The sequence below is a fragment of the Undibacterium sp. Ji83W genome, from assembly GCF_049340385.1.
GTDB lineage: Bacteria > Pseudomonadota > Gammaproteobacteria > Burkholderiales > Burkholderiaceae_D > Undibacterium.
The window spans coordinates 129782-153713 of record NZ_JBMPOZ010000015.1 but is presented as its reverse complement, the minus strand read 5'-3'; the positions used below and the strand labels follow the sequence as shown (position 1 = coordinate 153713).

Sequence of the window (23932 nt, the reverse complement as noted above, 5' to 3'; positions counted from 1 at the left end):
CAAAGTCGTGACGTGACCAGCGGCATTCGTCACCGTACTAAGGTTACCGAGGTTGTCGTAGGTGTAGGTGGTTTTATCGACGACGTCGGTACGGGGGCCGGTGACGGTCAACACTTGACCTATGGTGTTGTAGGTGTAGGTCCAGGTTCGGGCGTTGCCGACAACCGGGGCACTGGCACCCAGGCTGCCATTGGTGTCGCTGGTGGCTTGTTCTGTTTTAGTGAGAACGTTGCCTTGGGTGTCGTGGGTGTAGCTTGTTTTGAGCAAGGGGGTGTTGACCTGGACCGGGATGCGGTAATTGGCGTGCCAGGACGTGGTTGTGGTTTGGGATTCATCCCGTCCCCAGGCTTCGATGCGCTCAGTTTCCAGGTTCCGGGGGTTATAAGTGTATTTGGTGCGTTCGCCTCTGAAATCAGGAGATATAGATAAATTGCCGTTAGCATCAAATGTCTTTTCCTTATAGGAAACTAATGCCCCGGCAGTGCGCTTCTCAAGATTGAGCTGCAACTGATTTAATATAGTGGTGTAGCCGAACATGGTACTGACACCCAATGGATCAACAAAAGTGGGGCCTGGATAATCTTCATAGCCACTGAAGGTGTATTTCTCGACACCGCCAGCATGTTCCGAACTGATGGCGCGGCCAAGATTGTCATAAGTCCAGGTAGCGAAGCGCACACCGTTTTCATCCGTGATGCCAGTCAAAGCAAAAGGCAGGTTCGCGCCACCAGTCTTGTCCTGTTCGTTATACCAGTAGATGCGTTTTTTATTGTCCGGGTAAGTCACGGAAGTGAGGTTGCCGGACAAAGGTGCGCCCAGAGCCAATATAGAACTAGCTTCATCGTAGGCATAATTGGTCACAGCACCAGCAGGATCTTTCATGGTTGACATACGACCTTGAAGGTCATAGGTAAAATTGAGTTGCTGACCAAAATGGTTGGTTACGCGTATGAGCAAACCAGCTTTGGGGGCAATTGACATTGGCGTACTTGCATCAGAGTAAGTCAATATTTTTTGTGTGCCAGTACGTTCGACTACCTTGATCAATTTGCCGCTCAAATCAAAATATTCAGTCGAATCATTGCTGGCGTTATATACAGACCAGCCTGTAACATTGCCACCGGAATCCTGTACTTTGCTAACACGATCATTAATATTTGCAGGTGGATTCAAATTGCTTGAATTGCCGAATACATTCAAGCGACTATGCCCACGCCTTAGCACAAACTCATTCATGGCCGTGCCAGTCACCTTGCCAAATGCGGGTGATATCTGCGAAAAACAGTATGACTCTTTAAACTGCCTATCTATACCATTCACGCAAGGCAGTTGTGCGTATAGCCCCCGTGTTGCAGAGAAAGATCCGGCACCACCTATATCAAGCCCCGATACTGCGAAATTATTAGACCAACCCTGACGATTGCTCTTGTAGTGACGAATAAATTCAAGACCAGGGGCACCTTGATAATCAAGTGCTGATTCTGTCTTGGCCCCGGTTGAAACTGAGACAGGATTGGCTTTCTTATCCTCGCAAGCCTCGCAAGGTTCTGGCTTATAGCATATAGCGTAAAAATCCGGGCCATTTATATTGCCGGTCCCAGAGTATTGCAATAAATCAAAACCATATGGACAAACAGGAGTGGTAGAAATAGCTTGCCATTCTTGCTCCACTGGGGGGATGTGCAATTCATCAACAGCCTTTTGCGTAGGCATGACCCATACAGAATATGACAGAGGCTCTCCGTTCAGGGTCTGAGGCTCAGTTCTCCCACGCACACCAAGATAAATATAATAATCAGCATACTTGCCATTTTCGATACTATCTGCATATCGCTGGGCGCCTGCCGCATCTAATGTTCTGAATGGTACTCTCCAGTTATAAACAATCCTGGCTGCAACAATTTCTGCATGGGCAGGCCAGGAACTAAAGGTGAACACCAGCATCAGCAATGCTGACAGGCGCGAAGAAAATGACTGCATAGACTTCATATTGGATAACTCCATCAGAGCGTTACTCACCATTGGCAGGCGCAATAGGCTCATTGTTTTTAAAATGAATGACTTCTTGGTGAGGACATACAGAAAAGCCTGTATCTCCTAGATAAACTGCTCAGAAATACATAGCGCAGCAAGCGACAAATGGAGGAAGGTTTGGACTAAACCGGACTTTTACTTGCAACCATGTACCCGCGTCATTTATCACCGTTTTTTTAAGTAAAAGACGCAATCTCGTTGCAACCAATGCATTATTCGCCAAAATTAGTTAACATTTGACAAACGTTATTGTTTCGACCATTTAATTGGCCTAGAGTAATAAAAATGCCCGGATTATATTATAAGAATGCATTTATTGTAAAATACTGTTACTTCATCTATGTAAATTACAAGCATTTAACCTACCGTTTTGATATACAAATTGAAGTTTGGATTGATATTATGCAAGGTCGGTATAGCAAAAAATAAAAAAGCCGCGCAAATCTTTGCGCGGCATATTTTTTAGTGTCTATCCAACTTACATACAAACGTCCTCTTAGCGAATACCCGCCAAAGCCAGTTGTGTTGCTGCCGTCTTGCTCCCCTCTTCCGCCTGAACAGGCGCAGTATCAGCAGGAATAGCCAACTCATAAGTCATGTGCAAACCGGTATCCACTTTTTGCAGTGGCGCTACTTGTTCCACCGCAGCTGTCTTTTGGCTGACTGCACGGGAAGCGGCTGTGCCATTCAAGGCAAAACTATTGAAGCCAGCAAAACCTGCAATACCAGCACACAATAACAAACCAGCAATGACAGATGGGCGCAAGCGGAAGCGTTTTTGTACCTCGTCTTGAGCGACTGTCGCATCGTAAGCCACTGTGATCGGTGCTGCTGCCAGCATTTGCTCAACCTGCTGGCGCCATTCTTCTGATGTTTGTCTATTGGTCAGCAGTTTGGTGATCAGGGCTTGAGCCAGTTGTTCTGCTTCCTGATGCTCAGCTTCCAAAGTTTGTTTTGCCATTTCTGCCTCAGCTTGCAATTCTTCTTGCTGTTGCTGTATGTGCAGTCTGTTTTGTTCTTGCCATTCTCTGGCAGATGCCAAAGCTTGCTCAATGAAAGCCTGGGCTGCAGCTTGTTGCTCTGCGCGTTGTTGTAACATGGCTTGCAGTTCTGCTTCGTCGGCAGTTTGTTTTTCCAGCTGTGCTTGCAAGGCTTTTTCATCAGAAATGCGTTTTGCTGCAGCGTCTGCCAGTGCTTGTTGTTTTTGCTGAGTTTGCGTTTCAACCGCGATCAGTTGCTGTTGCAGTTCTTCTTGCAATACAGCTTCCAGTGACAATTGTTCTTCCAGCTTAGCTTGCAGTGCACTTTGCTCTTGCGTGCGTTTTGCGATAGCCGCATTGAGCGCCTGCTCTTTTTGCAAGCGTTGTGCTTCAGTAGCTTCCAGTTTGGATGTCAACTCAGCCTGCAACACGGCCTCTACTGCCAATGCCTGTTCAGCTTGCTTGAACAAAGCATTTTCTTTTTCCATACGTGTAGCAAGGCTTGCGGCCAGAGCTTGCTCTTTTTCCAGTCTTTGTGTTTCAGCTACTTGAAGCTTGGCTGCAAATTCGATCTTGAGTTCTGCCTCTGCTGCCAATGCCTGCGCTGCGTGGGCCAGCAGCGTGTTTTCTTCTTCAACACGTGCGGCAATAGCTACGGCCAGGGCTTGTTCTTTTTCCAGTCGCTGTGCTTCCAGGGTTTCAAGCTGGCTTTCTTCCAGTAATTTGGCGCGCAGTTCTGGCAGTGCTTGTTCATCAGCGGCTATTTGCAGGGCTGTGGTTTCTGCAATTTCACGCTCCAGCGACAGTTTTTCTTGTTCCAGTGCGTTGGCGATCAACAGTTGTTCTGCGCGCTGTTTGCTTTGCTCTGCCAGTTCTGATTCCAGACGTACGCGTTCTTCGGTGGCTGTAATGACCAGACGCTCGGCTTCCATTTTTTCTTCAATGAGGCGCAAGGCGTCCTGTGTCATTTGCAGACTATCCATCTCCATCTGCTTTTGCTGCTGGATGGTGATGATTTCGCGCTGTGCCAGTTCTGCACGTTGTTGTTCTGCCTGTTGCAGAGTAAACAATTCTTCAGCACGAGCCTGAACTGCTTCAGTGGCTTGCTGCTCAGATATTGCCAGTGCATTGGCGAGTTCAGTTGCTTCTTTTTCGCTTTGCAGTCTTGCCTGGATGGCGACATTCGCATCTTGCTCTGCATTGGCGCGGATTTCGCACAGGCTCAGGTATTCTTGCTCAGCCAGTTTGCGTTGTTCAGCTTCCTGCGCTGCTTTTTGTTCAGTAGCCAATTTTTGTTGCACCAGGCTCAATGCTTCAAGTTCGCTGGAGGCGCGCTGGTTTTCAGTCATCGTCAGAGCTTCTGCTTCGCGCAATCTGGTTTCTGTCGCTTCTGCTGCCAGTCGCTGTGCTTCTGCATGTTCTGCAGAACGGGCCAACAAAGCTTGTTCTGCATTGGCAAGGCGCAACGTAGCTTCCAGTGCTTCTTGTTCTTTATAGGCACGTTCGCTTGCCGCTTCTGCAAATTCACGTTCTATGGACAGCTTGGCTTGCAGGGTGATTTCTGCGGATTCTTCTTGTTCCAGCTTGGTTTTCAGTTCCGCGCTGATTTGCTGTTCAACGGCGATTTTTTCCTGGCTGGCGCGGCTCAATTCCAGCAACAAGGCGGTTTTCTCTTCAAGTGCGACGGCTGCCTGGCGTTTGATCAGTGCTTCTTGAGCAGCTTGTGCCAGCCATTGTTTTTCGGTTTCATTGAACTTTTCTGCCAGTTCACGTGCTTGTGCCTCGGTAGCCTGGCGCTCTGCGATCAATTTATACTGCGCTTGTTCTGCTACCAGGCGCGCTTCCGCTTCTGCTGTGGCTGCCAGTTCGGCCTGTTGCTTGGCAGTCAGACTGGCTAATACAGCTTGCTCAGCGGCGACGCGTTGTTGTTGCGCAGCCAGCAATTCTTGCTCTTGTTGCAGACGCTGTGCCAGCAATTCAGCCATCAGGCTTTGTGCATCGGCATGGGCAGCCAGTTCCTGGAACAAGGCTTTTTCTGATGCCAGCGTTGCTTCAGTTGCTGCGCGGATGATTTTTTCTGCACGAGCGCGGGCTTCGGCAAATTGCTGTGCTTCGGTTTCGCTGGACAAGCGACTTTGTACGTCTTGATGTACCTCTGTTTCAGCTTGCAATTTGGCTGCTGTGGTATCCAGCAAAGCCTGATCATCCGCCAGACGTTGTTGCAAGACAGCGTCAAGCTCAGCAACTTTTTTATTCTTTTCAACGACCAGCTCATGCGCTTTGTGTTGGCTGGCAGCATAGGCTTGTGCCTGGATTTGCAATGCTTGTTCAGCTTGCAGCTTGGCGGCCGTCAATTCGTTAGCTTCTTGCTCTGCCCTGGCCCTGACGGCTGCGGCCTGAGCAAATTGCTGTTCTGCTTTGGCTCTGGAAGTGGCGGCTTCTGTAGCAATTTTTTCTGCTGCCAGTTTCTCTGCTGCTGCTTTTGCTTCCAGCTCAGCAGCTTCAGCTTTTTGTTTTTCCAGTCTGGCTTGCTCTTCCAGCGCCTGGGCTACCTGTTGTTGGGACTTTGCTTTTCCCTGTTCAAGCTGTACCAACTGGGTTGCGGCTTTTACACGAGCTGCTGCAGCAGTTGCTGCTTGCTGTTCAGCCTTGGCTTGTTGATTGTTTTGTTCCAGCAGTTTTTTCTCTTCAGCGACCTTGCTTTCCATGGCAACGCGCAAAGCTTGCTCAGATTGCAAACGGGCCAGATGCTGGTCGCGTTGCTCTTGTTCTACTGCTGCCTTGGCTTGCAATTCTACTGTCAGGCGTTTTTCTGCTTCCAGTTTTTGCTGGACCAGGTTCAGGGCTTTTTGCTCGGACTCTGCACGCAAACGCAAAGTTTTACCCAATTCTTCGGCTTCAACTGCCTTGGTTTGTGCCAATACTGCAGACTGCTTTTGCAGATCTGCATGTTCCTGCATTTTTTGCAGACGTACTTGCTCCGCTGCGATCATGGCCTGACGTGCTGCACGGGCTTCTACCTCTTGTTGCTGGCGTGCATTCAAGACATTAGTATGCTCACGATCAGCATGAGCGCGAGCGATGACTTGCTCGGCAGCTGATTTTTCTGCTTCCAGTTTGTCTTGCGCGGCCCTGGCTGCCTGCTTTTCTGCCTCCAGATGCATTTGCTCTGCGCGTGCCATTTCTGTGGCTTGATGGCTAATCAGCAAAGCGACCTTGGCTGCCTTGCATTGCGCATCTTTTTGCAACTCTGTTTGTTCAAGAGTAGTTTTTTCTGCGTCGAGTGTGGCTTCCAGCGCCAGTCTCTCTTCGCGCTCAGCTTGTTCCCTGGCGACGGCTATTGCCTTGGACTGTTCTTCTGCGCGCAATCTGGCTTCTGCTTCTTGCTGGGCAGCTTGTTCGAGTTGCAGTTTTTCCTGTGTCGCCTTCAGCACCTGTTGCACTGCATTGGCACGGCGACGTTCTGTCTGTAGTTTTTCTTCCTGAAGTTCCATCGCTTTCACCTCATCATTAGTGCGTTGCTGTTGGACGCGCAGAAGTTCGCTGGCATCTTGATTTTTTCTGGCAGCGGCTGCGGCCATTTTTTGCTGCAATTCCACCTGTTCCATGGTTTTTTCCAGGCTCAGTTTTTCTGCCACACATTCAGATTCCTGTGCTATGCGACGTGCATGCTCTGCCTGCTCTTGCATGCGCAAAAGTTCAGCGTGAGACGATTCAGCTTTTGCTAAAGCTTCGGCTTCTTCTGTCATCTTGCGTTCGGCAGTCAATTTTTCCTGCAATGCAGCGGCGGCTTTTTGCTCAGCAGCAGCGCGCATTTTTTCAGCGACCATCAATTCCTGGGCTTTTTTGGCTTTGTCTGCGGCTGCCAGGTTGGCGCGTTTCAGCAACTCAGCCTGGAAGGCGCTGGCGCTTAAGGCTTGTTGTTCAGAATCGGCTTTTTCGCGGGCATCTTGTACTGCCTGTTTTTCGATTTCCAGGCGCTCTTTAGCCAATTTGGCAGCACGTTGCTCTTCAACGACACGCTGACGGGCATTGTCGGCAGCTTCTTGCTCAGCCAGACGGCGTTGACGGGCTTCTTCTGCCAATGCTGCTTCAGCACCTTGTCTTGCCCGGGCTTGCATGTCGGCTTGCTGTTCGTTTTCTATACGCGTCATGGCTGTCGATTGCAGTTCGCGCTCTGCGCGTATGCGTGACTCGGTCACCATGCGGATTTTGTCTTCTGCTTCGCGACGGGCCTGCGCTGTCGCAGCAGCAATTTTTTCTGCCTGTTCTCGTTTGTTGGCGGCAATACGCAAGTCTTCTTCTGACTGCATGCGCAATTGTATGGCTTCTGCTGCCTTTCTTTCAGACTCCATCCTGGCCTGGGCAATTGCTTCTTGCCCTTGCTCAAGAGCAACGCGCGCCAATGCATCTTCACGGGCGCGCAGTTCTACCGGCGCGCGGTTGATGGCATATTCCAGCGCCATGGCTTCTGCCTGGTCGCGTTCTTTGCTGATTTGCAGGGATTCGCTACGCACTTTGGCCAGCATTTCTGCCGTTTCACGGGCTTCGCGGTCGCGTTTTTCGCGTTCGCGTGCCAGTTCAGTGATACGTGCATCGGCACGGGCGCGTTCTTCTGCCTGTTGACGGGCGGATTGTGATGCGGCAAAGCGTTCTGCTGCCCAGTTGCGGGCATTGGCAGTTTGCGTTGCGAGTTTTTCTGCTTCGGCATGGGCTTGCGATGCCAGTTCTGACTCTGCCTTGAACTGGTGCTCGGCTTTTTCTATGGCTTGTTGTTCGAGTTTGGCGCGTTGTTCTGATTGTTCACGGGCCCGTGACTCTATCAGTGTGCGTTCTTGCAGATTCCTGGTTTCTTCGGCTGTGGCGGCGATTCTGGCCTCACTGGCAGCACGCGACTGGCGTTCAGCCATCAATTTTGCCTGTGTACCGGCAACGGCTTCTTGTTCCAGTGCCAGTTTGCGCTGGGCCAGCTCGGCTGATTCTGCTTCTGCCTGCGCCCTGGTTTCTGCCAATATTCTTGCTTGCGATTCAGCTTTGAATCTGGTTTCTGCTGCTACGGTGGCTCTGGCTTCTGCTTCTACCCGCGCAATGGCTTCACGAATACCTTTCACATCGATGCGGGTATTGGACTCAATTGCCTCTTCTGGTGGCAAATAATCGTCCTTGCGATCGCCATGGCGATCGAGGGAGTAATCTCCCAGAGATAATTTATTTAACAACGCCTGATTGCTGTCCATTCTGCACTCCTGATCTGATAGTCGTTCACCGTCATTGCGGGCCCTGCCATGCCGGAACTTCTTATATTGAATTATCAATCAAGAAAAATTTGACGATGGCTGGAGCAGAAGTGGAAAAACACCTCAATTCCTGATTTATCCGTTTCCCTTAATGCTGGCAGGGACGTAAAATAGCGGTCAACACAACATTGCCGGAGAATTACCTTGAACGAACTCGTTACAGAAATCAGACACCCACTGGTGCAACACAAGCTGACACTGATGCGCAGCAAGGACACGCCGACGGATAATTTCCGCCGCCTGTTGCGTGAAATCAGCCAGATGCTGGCCTACGAAGTCACCCGAGACCTGCCTATTGAACTGGTCAAGATCGAAACACCGATCACTACCATTGATGCGCCGACCATCAGCGGCAAGAAGCTGTGCGTGATCTCGGTATTGCGCGCTGGCAATGGTATTTTGGATGGCATGCTGGATTTGCTGCCAAATGCACGTGTAGGCCATATCGGCCTGTACCGTGACCCGGAAACACTGGAGCCAGTTGAGTATTACTTCAAGGTGCCGGAAGATATCGCTGACCGCCTGGTAATCGTGGTTGACCCTATGTTGGCAACTGGCAACTCAGCCGCTGCGGCCATCACTCGCCTGAAGCTGCGCGGCGCAACAACGATCAAATTCGTGTGCCTGCTGGCTGCCCCTGAAGGCATCAAGGTCATGAACGCTGCCCATCCTGATGTACCTATCGTCACTGCGTCTATCGATGACCATCTGAATGAACATGGTTATATCGTGCCTGGCTTGGGCGATGCCGGTGACCGTTTGTTTGGCACTAAATAATCACTTTATATAATAGCTTTATAGTTTTTGAAGAGTTTCACTGATGACGACCACTGCCCGCTTCGTTCCTGTTTCCAAATTACCCGAAGTGGGCACCACCATCTTCTCAGTGATGTCTGCCCTGGCGGCCGAGAAAAAAGCGGTCAATCTTGGCCAGGGCTTCCCTGACTTTAGCTGCGACCCTGCCCTGCCTGCCCTGGTGGCGCAAGCCATGACAGATAATTACAATCAATATCCGCCCATGCCAGGCATGCCGCAATTACGCGAGCAGATAGCCGCCAAGATCAAAAGCATCTATGGCCACGCTTATGATGTGAATACTGAAATTACAGTCACAGCAGGTGCCACCCAGGGTATTTTGACGATATTGCTGGCTTGTGTGCATGCAGGTGATGAAGTCATCGTCATTGAACCAGCCTATGACAGCTATGTATCGAGTATCAAGCTGGCAGGTGGTGTGCCGGTGTTTGTCAGCATGGAATTGGGTGCAGATGGCTATACCATCCCCTGGGACAAGGTAAAAGCCAGTATTACGGACAAGACCCGCTTGCTGATGCTGAATTCACCGCACAACCCTACCGGATCGGTACTAAGCGTGAATGATATTGGCACCTTGAGCGATATCGTGCGTGACACCAAGGTCTTGATTGCCTCTGACGAGGTATATGAGCACATGGTGTTTGATGGACAGCGCCACGAATCACTATCACGTTACCCTGAACTGGCAGAGCGCAGCTTTATCATTTCCAGCTTTGGCAAGACTTATCATGTGACTGGCTGGAAGGTCGGCTATGTGACTGCACCGGCAGCACTGATGGCAGAATTTCGCAAAGTCCATCAATACAATGTCTTTACCGTCAATACACCTATGCAGGTGGGACTGGCGCAGTATATGAGCAAGCCTGCCCCGTATCTGGAGCTATCGGGCTTTTATCAAAAGAAACGTGATCTGTTCAGGGCTGGTCTGGCCGACTCTCGCTTGCGTCTGCTGCCATGTGCCGGAACTTATTTCCAGTCGGTTGATTATTCAGCTATCTCCGACAAGACGGAGCTGGAATTTGCCCGCTGGCTGACAACTGAGATTGGCGTGGCAGCCATCCCGGTTTCCGCTTTTTATCAGCAAGGCAAAGAGTCTGGCATTGTGCGTTTTTGCTTTGCCAAGCAGGATGCTACCCTGCGAGACGCCTTGCAGCGCCTGCAGAGCATTTAGTTTTCCTCAAAAGGCCTGGAAACACTAAAAACGTGTTGACGATCTGTAGCGAGCGAGCGTCAGCGGGGTCAGGGTAACAAACGCGCAGCGCAAAAAGCGGAGTGTACTTTAGTACATGAGCATTTTGAGCGGCACATGAGCCCCGATCACGCTTGCGCAGTAAGATCGTAAACAGGTTTTCAGGTCTTTGCCTTATCTTCCGAAATATTCTTCAGCAGGGACCACACCATCCCACCCAATAATAACAAGCCAATACCCAATGCAGCCCACAACCATGGCTTGTGTTCTTTGCCAGGAGTTTTCTCAGCGACTGGTTTGACCACAGCCTGAGGCGCGACATAGTCGGCAATTTCTACACTGGCGATATCAGCCTGCACTGGCTTGCTCAAATCCATTTTGGGGATAAGTGTTGTCAAAGGTATTGCAGCACCCTCTTTGTTCTCCACTCCCCATTCCAGCTGATAAGGCGGCTTACCGCGCGCCAGAAAAACCAGCCTGCGCGGTAAGCTGGCGATCTGTATCTCAGGCAGGGTTTTGGCCAACTTACTGAACGGACTATCGGTTTGCAAGCGCAAAGTTTTATAACTGGCACCATCCATGAGTAAATCAGGTGATTTGACTTCGCCATTCTGCAGATTGATTTTATAGACCAGGCTGTCATTCAACCAGACTTGTTGATCTACCACCTGCACTTCAGCATTGCGCTTTTGATTCCTTAAGACATGCAGAGGATATAGCGGACTATGCCTGTGATGATACGAGGACACCGGCGCAGTTGTTGTAGTCACCTGTGCCAGTACCGTAATATGTAGCAGGGTGTTAGGCTCGCCGACCAGCAGGCGCAGGCTGTCTATCGGTGTGTTGTCCGGGATGGAGTAATCACAGTAATTTGCAGCACAGGCTTTCACAGCAATTGGCTTACTCCATTGCAAAACTGGTGGTGTGTAGACTTCTTGCTGGCTGTCTATACTGACATTGCCCAGCCAGGGCGCATCTGCTGGATTAGTCCAGCGCAGGCGCAAATACTGTGCGCTGACATGGTGTAGCCTGATACCAAGATTCTGCAGCACTGAGCCCTGATGACGCAATTGCACCAATTGCTCGCTACCCAGCGATTGCCAGTTTTTCAGGTCATTACTGCTTTCCAGTGTGAAGCCAAACATGCCGTCTACCTGCTCGGCAATGCTGAACCTGGCTTGCAATAACTTGCCCTTGATCTTGCTGACATCAATAATCCAGGCGGGAACAGGATTTTGCCTGGTGATTTTCACTTGCGACAAGGCGGTCAGTGAGCCATCTGCATTTTGCCGGAAACTGCTGAAGCTGCTGCTTTGTATGTCTTTTACAGGAAACGCACTGACCGTAGCACTCTCAAGCTTGGCACTCGCCGTTTCTGCGTCTGCCCAGGCAAAAGACAAGAGATCACCATCTGCATTGCGCACACGTACATCATGCAGATCAGGATGCAGGCTGCCAGGGTAAATACTGGTTGGTATATCCAGTTGAAAATACGGGCCCGCTCCAGTGCTGGAGATGACTGCGTGCTTTAGCTGCGGAGTAATCGCCTGTGCCAAGACCACATTGGAGGCAATTGCACAAGCAGCCAGCAATAACAGCTTCGATTGTAATTTCAGGTTCAGCTTGTTGATACGCTTGTTGATACTCATGATGCCTTCCCCTGATCTTCTGGTGCATCACTATCCTGTGCCAATGTCGCTTGTGGCTCTTTGTGCTTGACGGGCACTGGTGCAAAATAACCAACCACCAGCACCAAGATACCAACACCGATGAAAGAGACGATACGGTAAACGTCGCCACGGTCTGCCAGTTCTATCAAGAACAGTTTCACTACCACGACGCCCAGAAGGGCAGCACCGGCTATCCAGGTACTGCGTGACATGCGGCGATTGCCAAACAACATGACAGACACGCCGCAAATTGCCCAGGTGATGGAAACGGCAGCCTGACTCAGGCGCGAAGCAAACAAGGCATCTGCATCCCAAGGCACTCCGGCAAAATGGTGGCAGCTACGCAAGACCATGCCCGTCAATAAGACCAGGGCTGTAGCGGCTACCAATGCTGTCGCAGCATGTTTGGTGTCTGTTTTGAGTGCAGCCACAGGTAAAGCGCGCCACCAATGCAATAAGGACGCCAACACCAGCCATTGCCCCAATTCCAGCGGGTTCAGCAAAGGGAGATAAGGCAAAGGGCTGGCATCACCTGCACTGAAGGCATTGGTCAACCAGCACCATGCCAGCAAATACAGGGCGACAGGCGCGCATGCCTGCTCTATATAGGCTTTACGGTAAGAATTAAGCGGCCACCTGACTGCCAGCGGTTTGGCACCAATGAACCAGAATACCAGCGCAGGAACCAGCACCCAACCCAGCAATGGCCAACTCGACCAGGTATCAGCCAGTGGCGCAAGGCGTGCCTGCCCTTCGCGCGCAGCCAATAACAAGAAGAACCAGAAACCGGCGATATGCGTCAGACTCAGCAGTCGCGGCCACGCTGCCATCCAGTTTTGCTGCTTTTTCAGTATCTGCAAATGCCAGGCCAGTGCCAGCGGCCAGGCCAGCCAACCCAGGTTTGCCGATGGCAAGTACAGGCCATCCGCACTTACAGCACCGATCAGACCAGCAAAAACCAATAGCGGCAAAGTGACGATAGTAGCAAAACCCATTTGCGGCCATTTGCGCCATGCTGCCAGTGCTGCCATCAAAACTGAACTGCCCAGACCTATCACAATAGCGACAGTTGAAGAATATGCACGATGATCTGTGCGTATCAGAGTCTCCAGGCTTTCAGGGAACCATGCACTCAACCACCATGCCAACCCCCAGACAATAGGCAAGCCCAGAGCAGGCTTGCTATTGCACCAGGGATTAAGCCAGACCGATGGCAGCTTTTTCTCTGAACTGTCAGCAGCGGCATTGCCAAATCCACTCAAATCCAGCAACACGGCGCGCATCCTGACTGCTTCGGCACGGATAAAATCTGCACTGAACCAGGCTGATACAGCCAGCGACAAAGGTACAAAAAAGCCCAGATGTGCAAAGGCTGTGCCCTGATATTTGCCAGGTTCCACCAGGCACAAACCAGCAGCAATGATTTGCAAGACGGCAGCAAAGCCTGCCAACGCGCCATGTGACATGCGCAAGCCCACCCACAGCAAAAGGCAGGAAGTTAATGGCCAAATCAATGATGCTTGTGTCAGGTTGATGGCAAACAGCATGGCCAGATGCAGCAGCGCACTGCCGCTGATGATAGCCAGCTGGTTCCAGATTGACCAGGCCGGAGGCAAAGATTGCGCCTGCGCTGCGCGCTTGGTCGCCACCATGGAACGCCCGGCACTAAACAATATGCTGCCAGCGATAATAAGGGCAGCCAGGCCACCCTTCCAGCCATCTTCCAGCGCGGCATTGCCACTGGCAGCGGCATGCAGGGTCAGCATGAATGACGCCAACGCGGCAGCCTGCAAAGTGGCAGAGATATGTTCAAAAGCCTTTAGCGCATAGCGACGGGCAATTGCCGATACCAGCAAGGCCATGACAGCCATTGCCGCTGCTGCAAATTGCGGGATCAGCAACATCCATGGCAACAAGGCCAGTGAAGCAACGCCAAGCCACGGCAAAGCGGCATTTGGTGTAGCTTCCCAGCTGGAAATACTTTCTGGCTTTGCTTTTCTATGCAAATTCCAGACGACAAAGCAGCTTACTGCCAGTAAGACTGGTCCCAGCAAACCGCCCTGCAACAGTGGGCCGCTGGCCTCGGGATTGATGTAAATACCATGCAAAAGCTTGTAAGCCGCACCAACCATGACAACATAGGCGAAACCTCGTGCATAAGGCCGTTGCTGGCGTATACCCAGCCAGTACATGCCTGCACCCTCGATAGCCCAGGCAGCACCTGTCCATGCCCCTTCCAGCCCCAGCGGTATCGCCAAGGTGGCAAAGATGGCGGCCACAATGACATAGGCCTCTGCCAGCAAAGCCAGGCCTTGTCTGGCTTTCGAAAACACAAACCTGGCCAGCAGCAAATAAAAGAAACCTACCGCCAGCGCAGAAAAGGCTGCGCCAAACTCGGTATGCTTGACCAGCATGTACTGCATGCCAAAGGCGGTGATGGGATTACCAAATACCAGGGCGCTATCAACCCGCCCTACCCGCTTCAGGGTAGCCAGCGGGCCTTCTTCAACTTCCGCCTCTTTCAAGGTGCGACGTGCAAACAACAGACCTATCAGGGCAAACAGGACAAAGAAGAAAATCAGGAAAGGCTGAACTATGCCGTACTGACTATCGGTATAGCTACGCTCTGCCCAGCCTATTGCCAGAGTGAAGGTACCAACGAAACCAATCAGGTTCAGCACACGCCAGGCATTGAACCAGGCGACCACGAAGATACCTATATCAAGCACGGCCATGTAAGTGAACAAACCGAGCGGACGGTTTTCACCAGTGGAAATCAAAACAGGCGTGGCAAAACCTTCAATTGCGGCAACGATGGCCAGGACAGGCGCATTTTGCAAAACCGCGAGAATCGCACTCAGGACCGACACCATGAACAGGAAGCCAAAGCCGACTTCAGGGGTGATCAAGGCATGCAATTTCATCGCTGACAGTGTGGTCAGATAAAACACACCTATCGCCATGCCTTGTAATATCAGGGCATAGTCGCGGCGTTTGCTGCGCAAGAACCAGCCCAGCGCCAGCAAGACCACGCCAGACAAAGCCACGCCTGCATAACGCAATTCCACTGGTACCGTGACCCGTTCTGCGGTATAGCGTAGCAAGAAAGCCAGGCCCAGGAACAAAATCAAGACCCCGACTTTGACCAGGGCATTGCCACCAAAGATCAATTTCGCCAAGGGTGCTGGCAAGCTTTCTCTCAAAGTTTTTGGCGGTGGTGGTGGCGGACGCTTTGCTACCGACGGCTTTACTACAGGTGGTTTTACTAAAGCAGCGTCTGCTACTGGCGGATTTGTTATTGCAGGCACAATAGGTTCGGCAACGGTTTCCCCTACAATAACTGCTGGTATTGGTGCGACTTGATCAGTGAAGACTTCTGGAGCTTTTTGGAGAGGTGCAGCATCTTCCAGGGGATTGACGTTCAGATCCAGTTCTTCCAGTTCCGCTTTCTTCTGCGTAATTACTGGCACTGCCTCTGTTTGTGCGCCAAACTCTGTCGTCAGCGGAACCGCCACACTCAGGCTGACATCATAGGTTTTTGCGGCAACAAGAGATACTTGTGGCTCTACCTGTGATTTTTCCTCTGTAACTGGCTGGCTTGCCGATTGCACTGGCGCGTCTGCCCCCTTAACGAAAACGCCTCCAGCTTTCAGTTCTGCCATTTCGCGTTCCAGCGTTTGCAGGCGATGTTCTAGCGTGAAGATCTTCTGGCGCATGTCTGCCATTGCATCAACTGGCTTACCTGATGCAGGTTGGGACACTGGTTTATTCGCCGGCGGCTTGATATTAGCCTTATTGCGTGAGCTGCCTATCAGATGACCGACAAAGCCGCCTGTCAAAGCAAAAAAGAACATGGCAGCACCCGAATCGGTCGCCACGCCCAGAATAAAGCCTATGATTGCGCCCACAAACCACATATATCATTTCCTTGGATTACAGTATGCCAATGCGGCTAACGCCAGACTGTAAGGAAATTTTTAGAGACTTGCAATACTTATATCGCGGTGAGTGAAACAGAATCACTACTCTATCCTTGCCACAGGTGCCGGGCCAGGATAGCTTTTAAGGATAGGCGAGACAAGCGCAGGAGTGATAGCCCGGGCAAAATGCCTGAATCCGGGGCTGCACCTTCAAATACCATCATCTGATACTAAAAAAGGCTTACAGCCAGTTACAAATCAAATGGAGGATTATGGTTTGGCCTGACGTTGTTCCAGCTCTTTGTCGAGTTGATCTATGCGCAATTTACGCTGCAAGGCCTTGGCTTCAAGTGCAATTCTTTGCAAGGAAACGATGTACTGACGACGATGTTGTTTGACATCATTAAGGCAGTCGTTGACAAAAAAAGTCTGGTGACAAGCTCGTTCTGACTGCTCATACCAGCTTTGCAAACGTAATTGTGCTGCGCTACTTTCTTTCAAGGCAGCTTCAGCTTGCTCTGCGCTGTTGATACTGCCAGCGACATATCTTTGATCAAGACTGGCAGCCAAATTTGCAATTTGAGCAAGTTCACTACTACCAGGCATAGCCTGGGCATATGTAGCAACAGTCATTTGCACGACCAAGGCTATGCAAATGAAAAATAAACGATTCATTAAGCAATATTCTCCGCAATTTGGCGTTGATCAGCATCCATGTATTCTTTTGATTGCATTTCTATAATACGGGATACTGTTCTGTGAAATTCATTAGACAAGGTACCGTTGGTATAAAGTTCCTCAGGCGGGACTTCAGCCGACATAATTAATTTGACCTTGTTGTCGTAGAACACATCTATCAGCCAGGTAAACCGCCTTGCCTCAGACGACATGGCGGCAGACATGCGCGGTATCGTCGACAAAACAACGGTATGAAAACGGCTGGCGATTTCCAGATAATCATTTTGTGAACGTGGGCCACCACACAGCGTGGCAAAGTCAAACCAGATCACACTACCAGCACGGCGCAGGGACTTGAGTTTACGGCCTTCGATATCGACATGTGGGTCTTCATCGCTGGTTTCTGCCACGCGGGCAAAAATATCACGCAAGGTCTTGTCAGTCGTTGCATTCAATGGTGTCAGGTAAGCCTGGACCTGCTCCATGGCGCGTTTGCGATAATCATTGCCAGAATCCACATTCAGGATATCAAGTTTCTCCTTCAGCAAGGCGATGGTCGGTAACATGCGGTCACGGTGCAAACCGTCCGGATACAAAGTATCAGGCTGGTAATTGGATGTCATGACGAAGGAGACGCCATTTTCAAACAGGGCATTCAGCAAGTTATACAGCAACATTGCATCTGCCACGTCAGAGACATGGAATTCATCGAAGCAAATCAGTCGGTATTTCTTGGCGATTCTGCGCGCCACTTCATCCAGCGGATCTGCCATCCCTTTGAGCTCATCAAGTTGCCTGTGCACGGCACGCATGAATTCGTGGAAATGCAGACGAGCTTTCCTGACGACCGGTACGACGGAAAAAAAACTGTCCATCAAAAATGATTTGCCACGCCCTACCCCGCCCCACATATAAACGCCACGCGGCACTTCAGGACGGGTAATCAGGCGGGTGAATTTATTTGCCCGCTTCCCTTTGTACTCTACCCATTCTTCATAGGCAGTCTGCAAGCGATCAACTGCACGCTTTTGTGCCTCGTCGGCCTGAAAACCGCGCTGACTCAAGGCATCCTGATAATACTCTATGACATTCATGGGCTAGGGATACTATCTTTGCTGGCTTGCCTGTGTATGGCAAGCGGGTAAAAAGCGACGCACCCTACCCCAATCAAACTGAGGACAGAGTGCGCTGCCAATGCGGGCGAATGTGGGCGCATAGTGCGCCCCAAGCTTAAACAAGCGATCAGACAGTCGACCTGAATCAGAAATTCAACGAACGCTTGTCAACTGCCAATGCTGCTTCTTTCGTTGCTTCAGACAGGGATGGATGTGCATGGCAAATACGGGCGATGTCTTCTGCCGATGCCTTGAATTCCATCGCCACAACTGCCTCAGAAATCAATTCAGATGCCATAGGACCAACGATGTGCACGCCCAGGATTTCATCTGTCGTTGCATCTGCCAGGAACTTGACCATACCTGAAGTATCACCCAGCGCACGCGCACGGCCATTCGCCATGAATGGGAAAGTGCCGGCTTTGTAAGCCACGCCGTCAGCCTTCAATTGCTGCTCAGTACGGCCTACCCATGCGATTTCCGGAGAGGTGTAGATGACCCATGGGATGGTATTGAAGTTGACATGACCATGCTGACCAGCGATACGTTCAGCAACAGCAACACCCTCTTCTTCTGCCTTGTGCGCCAGCATAGGACCACGTACCACGTCGCCCACTGCCCAGACATTCGGCAGATTGGTTTTGCAATCACCATCAACCGCGATGAAACCACGTTCATCGAGTTGCAGGCCAACAGCTTCTGCATTCAAACCATTAGTGTTAGGCGTACGGCCAATGGAAATGATCAGTTTGTCGAACACCGCTTTATGTTCAGTGCCCTTGTCGTCAGTGTAGTTGACAGTCACATCTTTGCCGCCATTGACGATTTCGCCAATCTTGACGCCCAGATTAATGGACAGACCTTGTTTGACGAACAGTTTGTGCGCTTCTTTAGCGATTTGTTCATCCACAGCACCGAGGAAAGTTGGCAATGCTTCCAGCACTGTCACTTCAGCACCCAGACGACGCCAGACGCTACCCATTTCCAGACCAATCACACCAGCGCCGATAACGCCAAGTTTTTTTGGTACTTCAGCAATCTTCAAGGCGCCGTCATTCGAGAGGATAGTTGTTTCATCAAATGCTGCACCAGGCAATGCACGTGCATTCGAGCCAGTCGCCACGATGATGTGTTTGCCAGTAATGGTTTCTTCTGTCTTGCCAGCTACCTTGATTTCATACCCAGCAGCATCAGCTTTTACAAAAGAGCCGTGACCGTGGAAGAAAGTGACTTTATTCTTTTTAAACAGAAACAGGATACCGTCGTTGTTTTGCTTGACGATGGTGTTCTTGCGACCCAGCATCTTGGCAACATCCAGACCCAACCCTTGTACATTGATACCGTGGTCAGCAAATGCATGGCCAGCATGCTCATAATGTTCGGAAGACTGCAACAGCGCTTTGGATGGAATGCAGCCTACGTTAGTACAAGTACCACCTGGAGCAGGGCCACCTTTTTCATTGGTCCATGCGTCGATACAGGCAGTAGAAAATCCCAGCTGGGCAGCGCGGATTGCGGCGATGTAGCCGCCAGGGCCACCACCGATAACGACGACGTCAAATTGTTTGCTCATGAAAATATCCTGATTTTATGTATATGAATTTAGCGCTGAATCTGGCCATAAGTTTAGCCGTGAAGTTCACTCTTCGCTTTGTGCTTTTCAGCTCTCTTCAGGTATGAATATCCAGGCCAGCAGATAGGCCACTACGCCGGCACCAAAGTAAAGACTGAAGAAGACAAACATCAAACGCCAGATCCAGGAATCCAGGCCAGTAAATTGGCCCAGGCCACCACAGATACCACCCAGCCACTGGTCACTTTTTGACCGGCGGAACTGGTTCAAATGGTTGAAACCCTGACCCTGTTGGTTGCCAGATGCGGAAGTGTCGCCAGTTGCCAGCAATCTGGCTTTGGCTTGTGCAAATTCTGCATCAGACAGGGCTCCTGCCTGATGCAGTTCATGCAGACGTTTGATTTCGTCAGCGATATTCACGGAATGATTCTCGCTTTGCGGTTGAACTTGAATTACAGATCAAGCAACAGGCGGGCTGGATCTTCCAGCGCGTCTTTCATTGCCACCAGACCCAGAACAGCTTCACGACCGTCGATGATGCGATGGTCGTAAGACATTGCCAGGTAATTCATAGGACGGATAACGATCTGACCATTTTCAACTACAGCACGGTCCTTGGTCGCATGTACGCCCAGAATTGCGGATTGTGGAGGGTTGATGATAGGCGTAGACAACATGGAACCAAAAGTACCCCCATTCGAGATGGAGAAAGTACCACCAGACAAATCATCCAGAGTCAGCTTACCGTCTTTTGCCTTGGCACCGAATTCGCCGATTTTCTTCTCGATTTCAGCAATTGTCATTTGGTCCGCGTTGCGCAGGATAGGCACTACCAGGCCGCGTGGGGAACCAACAGCGATACCGATGTCGAAGTAACCGTGATAGACGATGTCGTTACCATCAACAGAAGCGTTGATGATAGGATATTTCTTCAATGCGGCAACAGCAGCTTTGACGAAGAAAGACATGAAACCCAGTTTCACGCCATGTTCTTTTTCAAACTTGTCTTTGTACTTGTTACGCAAGTCCATGACAGGTGCCATGTTGACTTCATTGAATGTCGTCAAAATTGCATTAGTGGATTGCGATTGCACCAGGCGTTCAGCGATACGTGCACGCAGGCGGCTCATTGGTACACGTTCTTCCGGACGGTCACCCAGGCTGGCGATAGTTGGTGCAGCGACTTGTTGCAGCGCTGGTTTGCCAGCTGCAGGAGCAGCCAGAGGTGCGACTACTGGTGCAGCAGCAGGCTTGGCAGCAACAGCTGCCAGTGCATCACCTTTGGTAACACGGCCATCTTTGCCAGAACCGTCAACTTGCGCAGCAGTCAGGTTGTTTTCTGAGAGGATTTTTGCTGCTGCTGGCATTGCTACGCCGGCAGAAGATTTTGCATCAGCAGCAGGTGCAGATGCTGCAACTGTTACTGGCGCAGCGGATACTTCCATAGGGCTTACTTTTGCGGCTGCATCAGTATCGATAATCGCAATGATTTCGCCAGCAACAACGGTGCTGCCATCGCCCTTGATGATTTGTGTGATCACACCAGCGTCAGGCGCTGGCAGTTCCAGTACGACTTTATCTGTTTCTACGTCGATCAGGTTTTCGTCACGGCCAACTGCTTCGCCCACTTTTTTGTGCCAGGACAACAGGGTTGCTTCTGCGACGGACTCAGATAACTGAGGAACTTTTACTTCGATAATTGCCATTTTTTACTCTCCGATTCGGGTAGCCAAATGCGACATCAGCTTCTGATGTCGCATCGCGTCATTATTTGGTCAGGACAAAGCCTTTGAGTTTGGAAAACGCCGTTTCCAGCAATGCTTTTTGTTGTGCATAGTGCTTGTCGTAATAACCGACAGCTGGCGATGCACTGGCTGGACGGCCTGCATAAGCAAGTTTTTGGCCTTCTTCCAGGCTTTCAAAAATATTGTGCTGAATCTGGAACCATGGCCCCTGATTTTGCGGCTCATCTTGTGCCCAAACCAATTCCGCCATGTTCGGGAATTTTTTCAGCTCAGCGACAAAGCTCTTGTGCGGGAACGGATACAGTTGTTCAACGCGGATAATCGCTGTATCTGCCTGACCACGCTCTTTACGGGCATTGACCAGGTCGTAATACACCTTGCCTGAACAAGCGATAACGCGTTTGACTTTCTTCGCATCGATCTTCTCGTCAACTTCACCAATCACCGTGTGGAAGCTGCCTTTGGCCAGGTCGGACAATGGCGAACCAGCATCCTTGTTACGCAGCAAGGACTTCGGTGTCATGATCACCAAAGGCTTGCGGAACATGCGTATCATCTGACGACGCAACAGATGGAAAATCTGGGACGCAGAAGTTGGCTGAACCACTTGCATATTGTTGTCAGCACACAGTTGCAGGAAGCGTTCCGGGCGAGCAGATGAATGCTCAGGACCCTGACCTTCATAACCATGCGGCAGCATCATGACCAGACCGGATGCACGGCCCCATTTCACTTCACCAGAGCTGATGAACTGATCGATAACGACTTGGGCACCATTGGCGAAATCGCCGAATTGTGCTTCCCAGATAGTCAATGTATTTGGTTCTGCCGTGGAGTAACCATATTCAAAGCCCAATACCGCTTCTTCAGACAAGACGGAATCGATGACGGTGAATGGCGCCTGTTTGTCAGAGATGTTTTGCAGAGGGATATAAGTACCTGCATCCCAGCGTTCGCGGTTTTGATCATGCAAAACAGCATGACGGTGAACGAAAGTACCACGGCCTGCATCCTGGCCAGTCAAGCGGATAGCATAACCGGAAGATACCAGGGATGCGTATGCCAGATGTTCGCCCATGCCCCAGTCCAGGTTCATGTCACCACGACCCATGGCTGCACGGTCACCCAGGACTTTTTCTACCAGACTATGCGGCTTGAAGCCTTCTGGTACGGTAGTAATGCGTTCAGCCAGACGCTTCAATTCAGTTGCTGGCACTGCTGTGTCAGCAGCATCTGTCCATTTACGGTTGAGGAAAGGAATCCAGTCAACAGCGTATTTGTTTTTGAAGTTGGAGATCACCGGATCATGGGTATGCTTGCCAGCATCCATGGCATCACGGTAAGCCTTGATCATTTGATCGCCACCATCCGCAGGGATAGTGCCTTGTGCAGCCAGTTTGTCAGCATACATGCGGCGTGTGCCAGGATGCTGAGCAATCTTCTTGTACATCAAAGGCTGGGTCAATGCTGGTGTATCTTGCTCATTGTGGCCCAATTTGCGGAAACAGATGATATCGACCACGACATCTTTCTTGAATTCCATACGGTAATCCAGAGCGATCTGGGTAGCCAGGACAACGGCTTCTGGATCATCTGCATTGACGTGCAATACCGGCGCTTCGATCATCTTGACAACGTCGGAGCAATACAAAGTCGAACGTGAATCGCGTGGATCAGAAGTCGTGAAACCGATCTGGTTATTGATGACGATATGCACGGTACCGCCTGTACCATAGCCGCGTGTTTGCGCCAGGTTCAGGGTTTCCATGACGACGCCCTGCCCTGCAAACGCGGCATCGCCGTGTACCAGGATAGGCAAGACTTGTGAGCCATCCTTGTCGCCACGACGGTCCATACGCGCTTTGACAGAGCCTTCAACCACTGGGTTAACGATTTCCAGATGGGAAGGATTGAACGCCAGCGACAAGTGAACCGGGCCGCCAGGGGTAGAGATATCAGACGAGAAACCTTGGTGGTATTTAACATCGCCCGCGGGCAAGTCATCACCATGTTTGCCTTCAAATTCAGCAAACAAATCTTGAGGCATTTTGCCAAGAGTATTGACAAGTACGTTCAGACGGCCACGATGGGCCATACCGATAACGATTTCTTCGACACCGCGCTCACCGGCGCGCTGGATAGTCTCATCCATGGAGGCGATAAAGCTTTCGCCGCCTTCCAGGGAGAAGCGCTTCTGACCAACATATTTGGTATGCAGATAACGTTCCAGACCTTCAGCCGCAGTCAGGCGGTCAAGGATGTGTTTTTTCTTTTCAGGAGAGAAAGATGGTGTGGAGCGTATCGCTTCCAGCTTTTGTTGCAACCAGCGTTTTTCAGTCGGATCACTGATGTACATGAACTCGGCACCGATGGAACGGCAATAAGTGTCACGCAGAGCATTCAAAAGATCGCGCAATGATGCTGTTTCTGGCCCGAAATAAGTATTGCTGATATTGAACTGTATGTCCATATCGGCATCGGTAAAGCCATAGAAACTTGGTTCCAGCTCAGGAATACTTGGACGTTCCTGGCGTTGCAGCGGGTCCAGATTGGCCCAGTGACTACCGAGAAAACGATAAGCGGCGATCAGTTGCTGGGCAGCGACGCGTTTGCGCCCCATTTCAGCATCAGCAGTCGCATTGACAGTGCGTATTGGGCCTTGTTTGGCACGTTCAGCAAAGGAAGCAATAACGGGTGCATGGGCGACGTCGGGTTTGGCAGAGCCATCGACGGCAGGCACGTTTTGCATGGCGTCAAAATACGCGCGCCAATTATCAGGAACAGAACCGGGATTATTCAGGTACGCTTCATACAGTTCTTCTACATACGGCGCATTGCCGCCGAACAAGTACGAGTTAGCGTTATATTGTTGCATCATCTTGCTCACCTTTCTTCGCGTTTCGCGAGATTAGCGG

General features: G+C 50.8%; 11 protein-coding genes and 1 pseudogene. 2 read left to right on the top strand and 10 right to left on the bottom strand.

Features of this window, described 5'->3' with window-relative positions:
- Together ACO0LD_RS22270 and ACO0LD_RS22265 are read right to left on the bottom strand one after the other, a co-directional pair.
- Nucleotides 1–1989 (bottom strand): annotated as a pseudogene (locus tag ACO0LD_RS22270) (hypothetical protein); the annotation flags it as partial.
- Nucleotides 1990–2530: 541 nt separating this feature from the next.
- Nucleotides 2531–8251: a hypothetical protein gene (locus tag ACO0LD_RS22265; protein WP_423010357.1), complete on the bottom strand. Its 5721-nt coding sequence runs from the start codon at nt 8249–8251 to the stop codon at nt 2531–2533.
- A gap of 204 nt (nt 8252–8455) precedes the next feature.
- Between ACO0LD_RS22265 and upp the strand changes: the two genes are divergently transcribed.
- Entirely contained in the window at nt 8456–9088 is a 633-nt protein-coding gene (gene upp, locus ACO0LD_RS22260; protein ID WP_186951564.1) for a uracil phosphoribosyltransferase, read from the top strand.
- 43 nt (nt 9089–9131) lie between these two features.
- Nucleotides 9132–10298, top strand: coding sequence for a pyridoxal phosphate-dependent aminotransferase (locus ACO0LD_RS22255; RefSeq protein ID WP_423010356.1), 1167 nt, complete (start codon nt 9132–9134; stop codon nt 10296–10298).
- 179 nt (nt 10299–10477) lie between these two features.
- Here ACO0LD_RS22255 and ACO0LD_RS22250 read toward each other — a convergent pair whose 3' ends face one another.
- From ACO0LD_RS22250 to ACO0LD_RS22215, 8 genes are all read right to left on the bottom strand, one after another.
- Entirely contained in the window at nt 10478–11965 is a 1488-nt protein-coding gene (locus ACO0LD_RS22250) for a DUF3999 family protein (protein ID WP_423010355.1), read from the bottom strand.
- Entirely contained in the window at nt 11962–15903 is a 3942-nt protein-coding gene (locus ACO0LD_RS22245) for a DUF2339 domain-containing protein (protein WP_423010354.1), read from the bottom strand. The genes ACO0LD_RS22250 and ACO0LD_RS22245 overlap by 4 nt, the downstream gene beginning before the upstream one ends.
- Nucleotides 15904–16176: 273 nt before the next feature.
- Nucleotides 16177–16539, bottom strand: coding sequence for a hypothetical protein (locus ACO0LD_RS22240; protein ID WP_423010353.1), 363 nt, complete (start codon nt 16537–16539; stop codon nt 16177–16179).
- A 41-nt stretch (nt 16540–16580) separates the two neighbouring features.
- Nucleotides 16581–17678, bottom strand: a complete 1098-nt coding sequence (gene zapE, locus ACO0LD_RS22235) for a cell division protein ZapE (protein ID WP_423010352.1) — start codon at nt 17676–17678, stop codon at nt 16581–16583.
- A gap of 166 nt (nt 17679–17844) precedes the next feature.
- Nucleotides 17845–19272, bottom strand: a complete 1428-nt coding sequence (gene lpdA, locus ACO0LD_RS22230; RefSeq protein ID WP_423010351.1) for a dihydrolipoyl dehydrogenase — start codon at nt 19270–19272, stop codon at nt 17845–17847.
- Nucleotides 19273–19359: 87 nt separating this feature from the next.
- On the bottom strand, nt 19360–19692 hold the full coding sequence (locus ACO0LD_RS22225; protein ID WP_423010350.1) for a PspC domain-containing protein: 333 nt from the start codon (nt 19690–19692) through the stop codon (nt 19360–19362).
- Between the two features lie 32 nt (nt 19693–19724).
- The gene (gene odhB / locus ACO0LD_RS22220) at nt 19725–20978 is read right to left on the bottom strand and encodes a 2-oxoglutarate dehydrogenase complex dihydrolipoyllysine-residue succinyltransferase (protein ID WP_423010349.1); all 1254 of its coding nucleotides are present in this window, start codon (nt 20976–20978) and stop codon (nt 19725–19727) included.
- A gap of 61 nt (nt 20979–21039) precedes the next feature.
- Nucleotides 21040–23895 (bottom strand): 2-oxoglutarate dehydrogenase E1 component, encoded by a 2856-nt coding sequence (locus ACO0LD_RS22215; RefSeq protein ID WP_423010348.1) that lies wholly within the window; start codon nt 23893–23895, stop codon nt 21040–21042.
- Between the last annotated feature and the right edge of the window lie 37 nt (nt 23896–23932).

Coding starts and splice junctions, on each gene's coding strand:
- ACO0LD_RS22255 (WP_423010356.1), top strand. CDS start 9,132: ATGACGACCACTGCCCGCTTCGTTCCTGTTTCCAAATTACCCGAAGTG.
- ACO0LD_RS22240 (WP_423010353.1), bottom strand. CDS start 16,539: ATGACTGTTGCTACATATGCCCAGGCTATGCCTGGTAGTAGTGAACTT.
- ACO0LD_RS22265 (WP_423010357.1), bottom strand. CDS start 8,251: ATGGACAGCAATCAGGCGTTGTTAAATAAATTATCTCTGGGAGATTAC.
- ACO0LD_RS22250 (WP_423010355.1), bottom strand. CDS start 11,965: ATGAGTATCAACAAGCGTATCAACAAGCTGAACCTGAAATTACAATCG.
- ACO0LD_RS22215 (WP_423010348.1), bottom strand. CDS start 23,895: ATGATGCAACAATATAACGCTAACTCGTACTTGTTCGGCGGCAATGCG.
- ACO0LD_RS22245 (WP_423010354.1), bottom strand. CDS start 15,903: ATGTGGTTTGTGGGCGCAATCATAGGCTTTATTCTGGGCGTGGCGACC.
- zapE (WP_423010352.1), bottom strand. CDS start 17,678: ATGAATGTCATAGAGTATTATCAGGATGCCTTGAGTCAGCGCGGTTTT.
- odhB (WP_423010349.1), bottom strand. CDS start 20,978: ATGGCAATTATCGAAGTAAAAGTTCCTCAGTTATCTGAGTCCGTCGCA.
- lpdA (WP_423010351.1), bottom strand. CDS start 19,272: ATGAGCAAACAATTTGACGTCGTCGTTATCGGTGGTGGCCCTGGCGGC.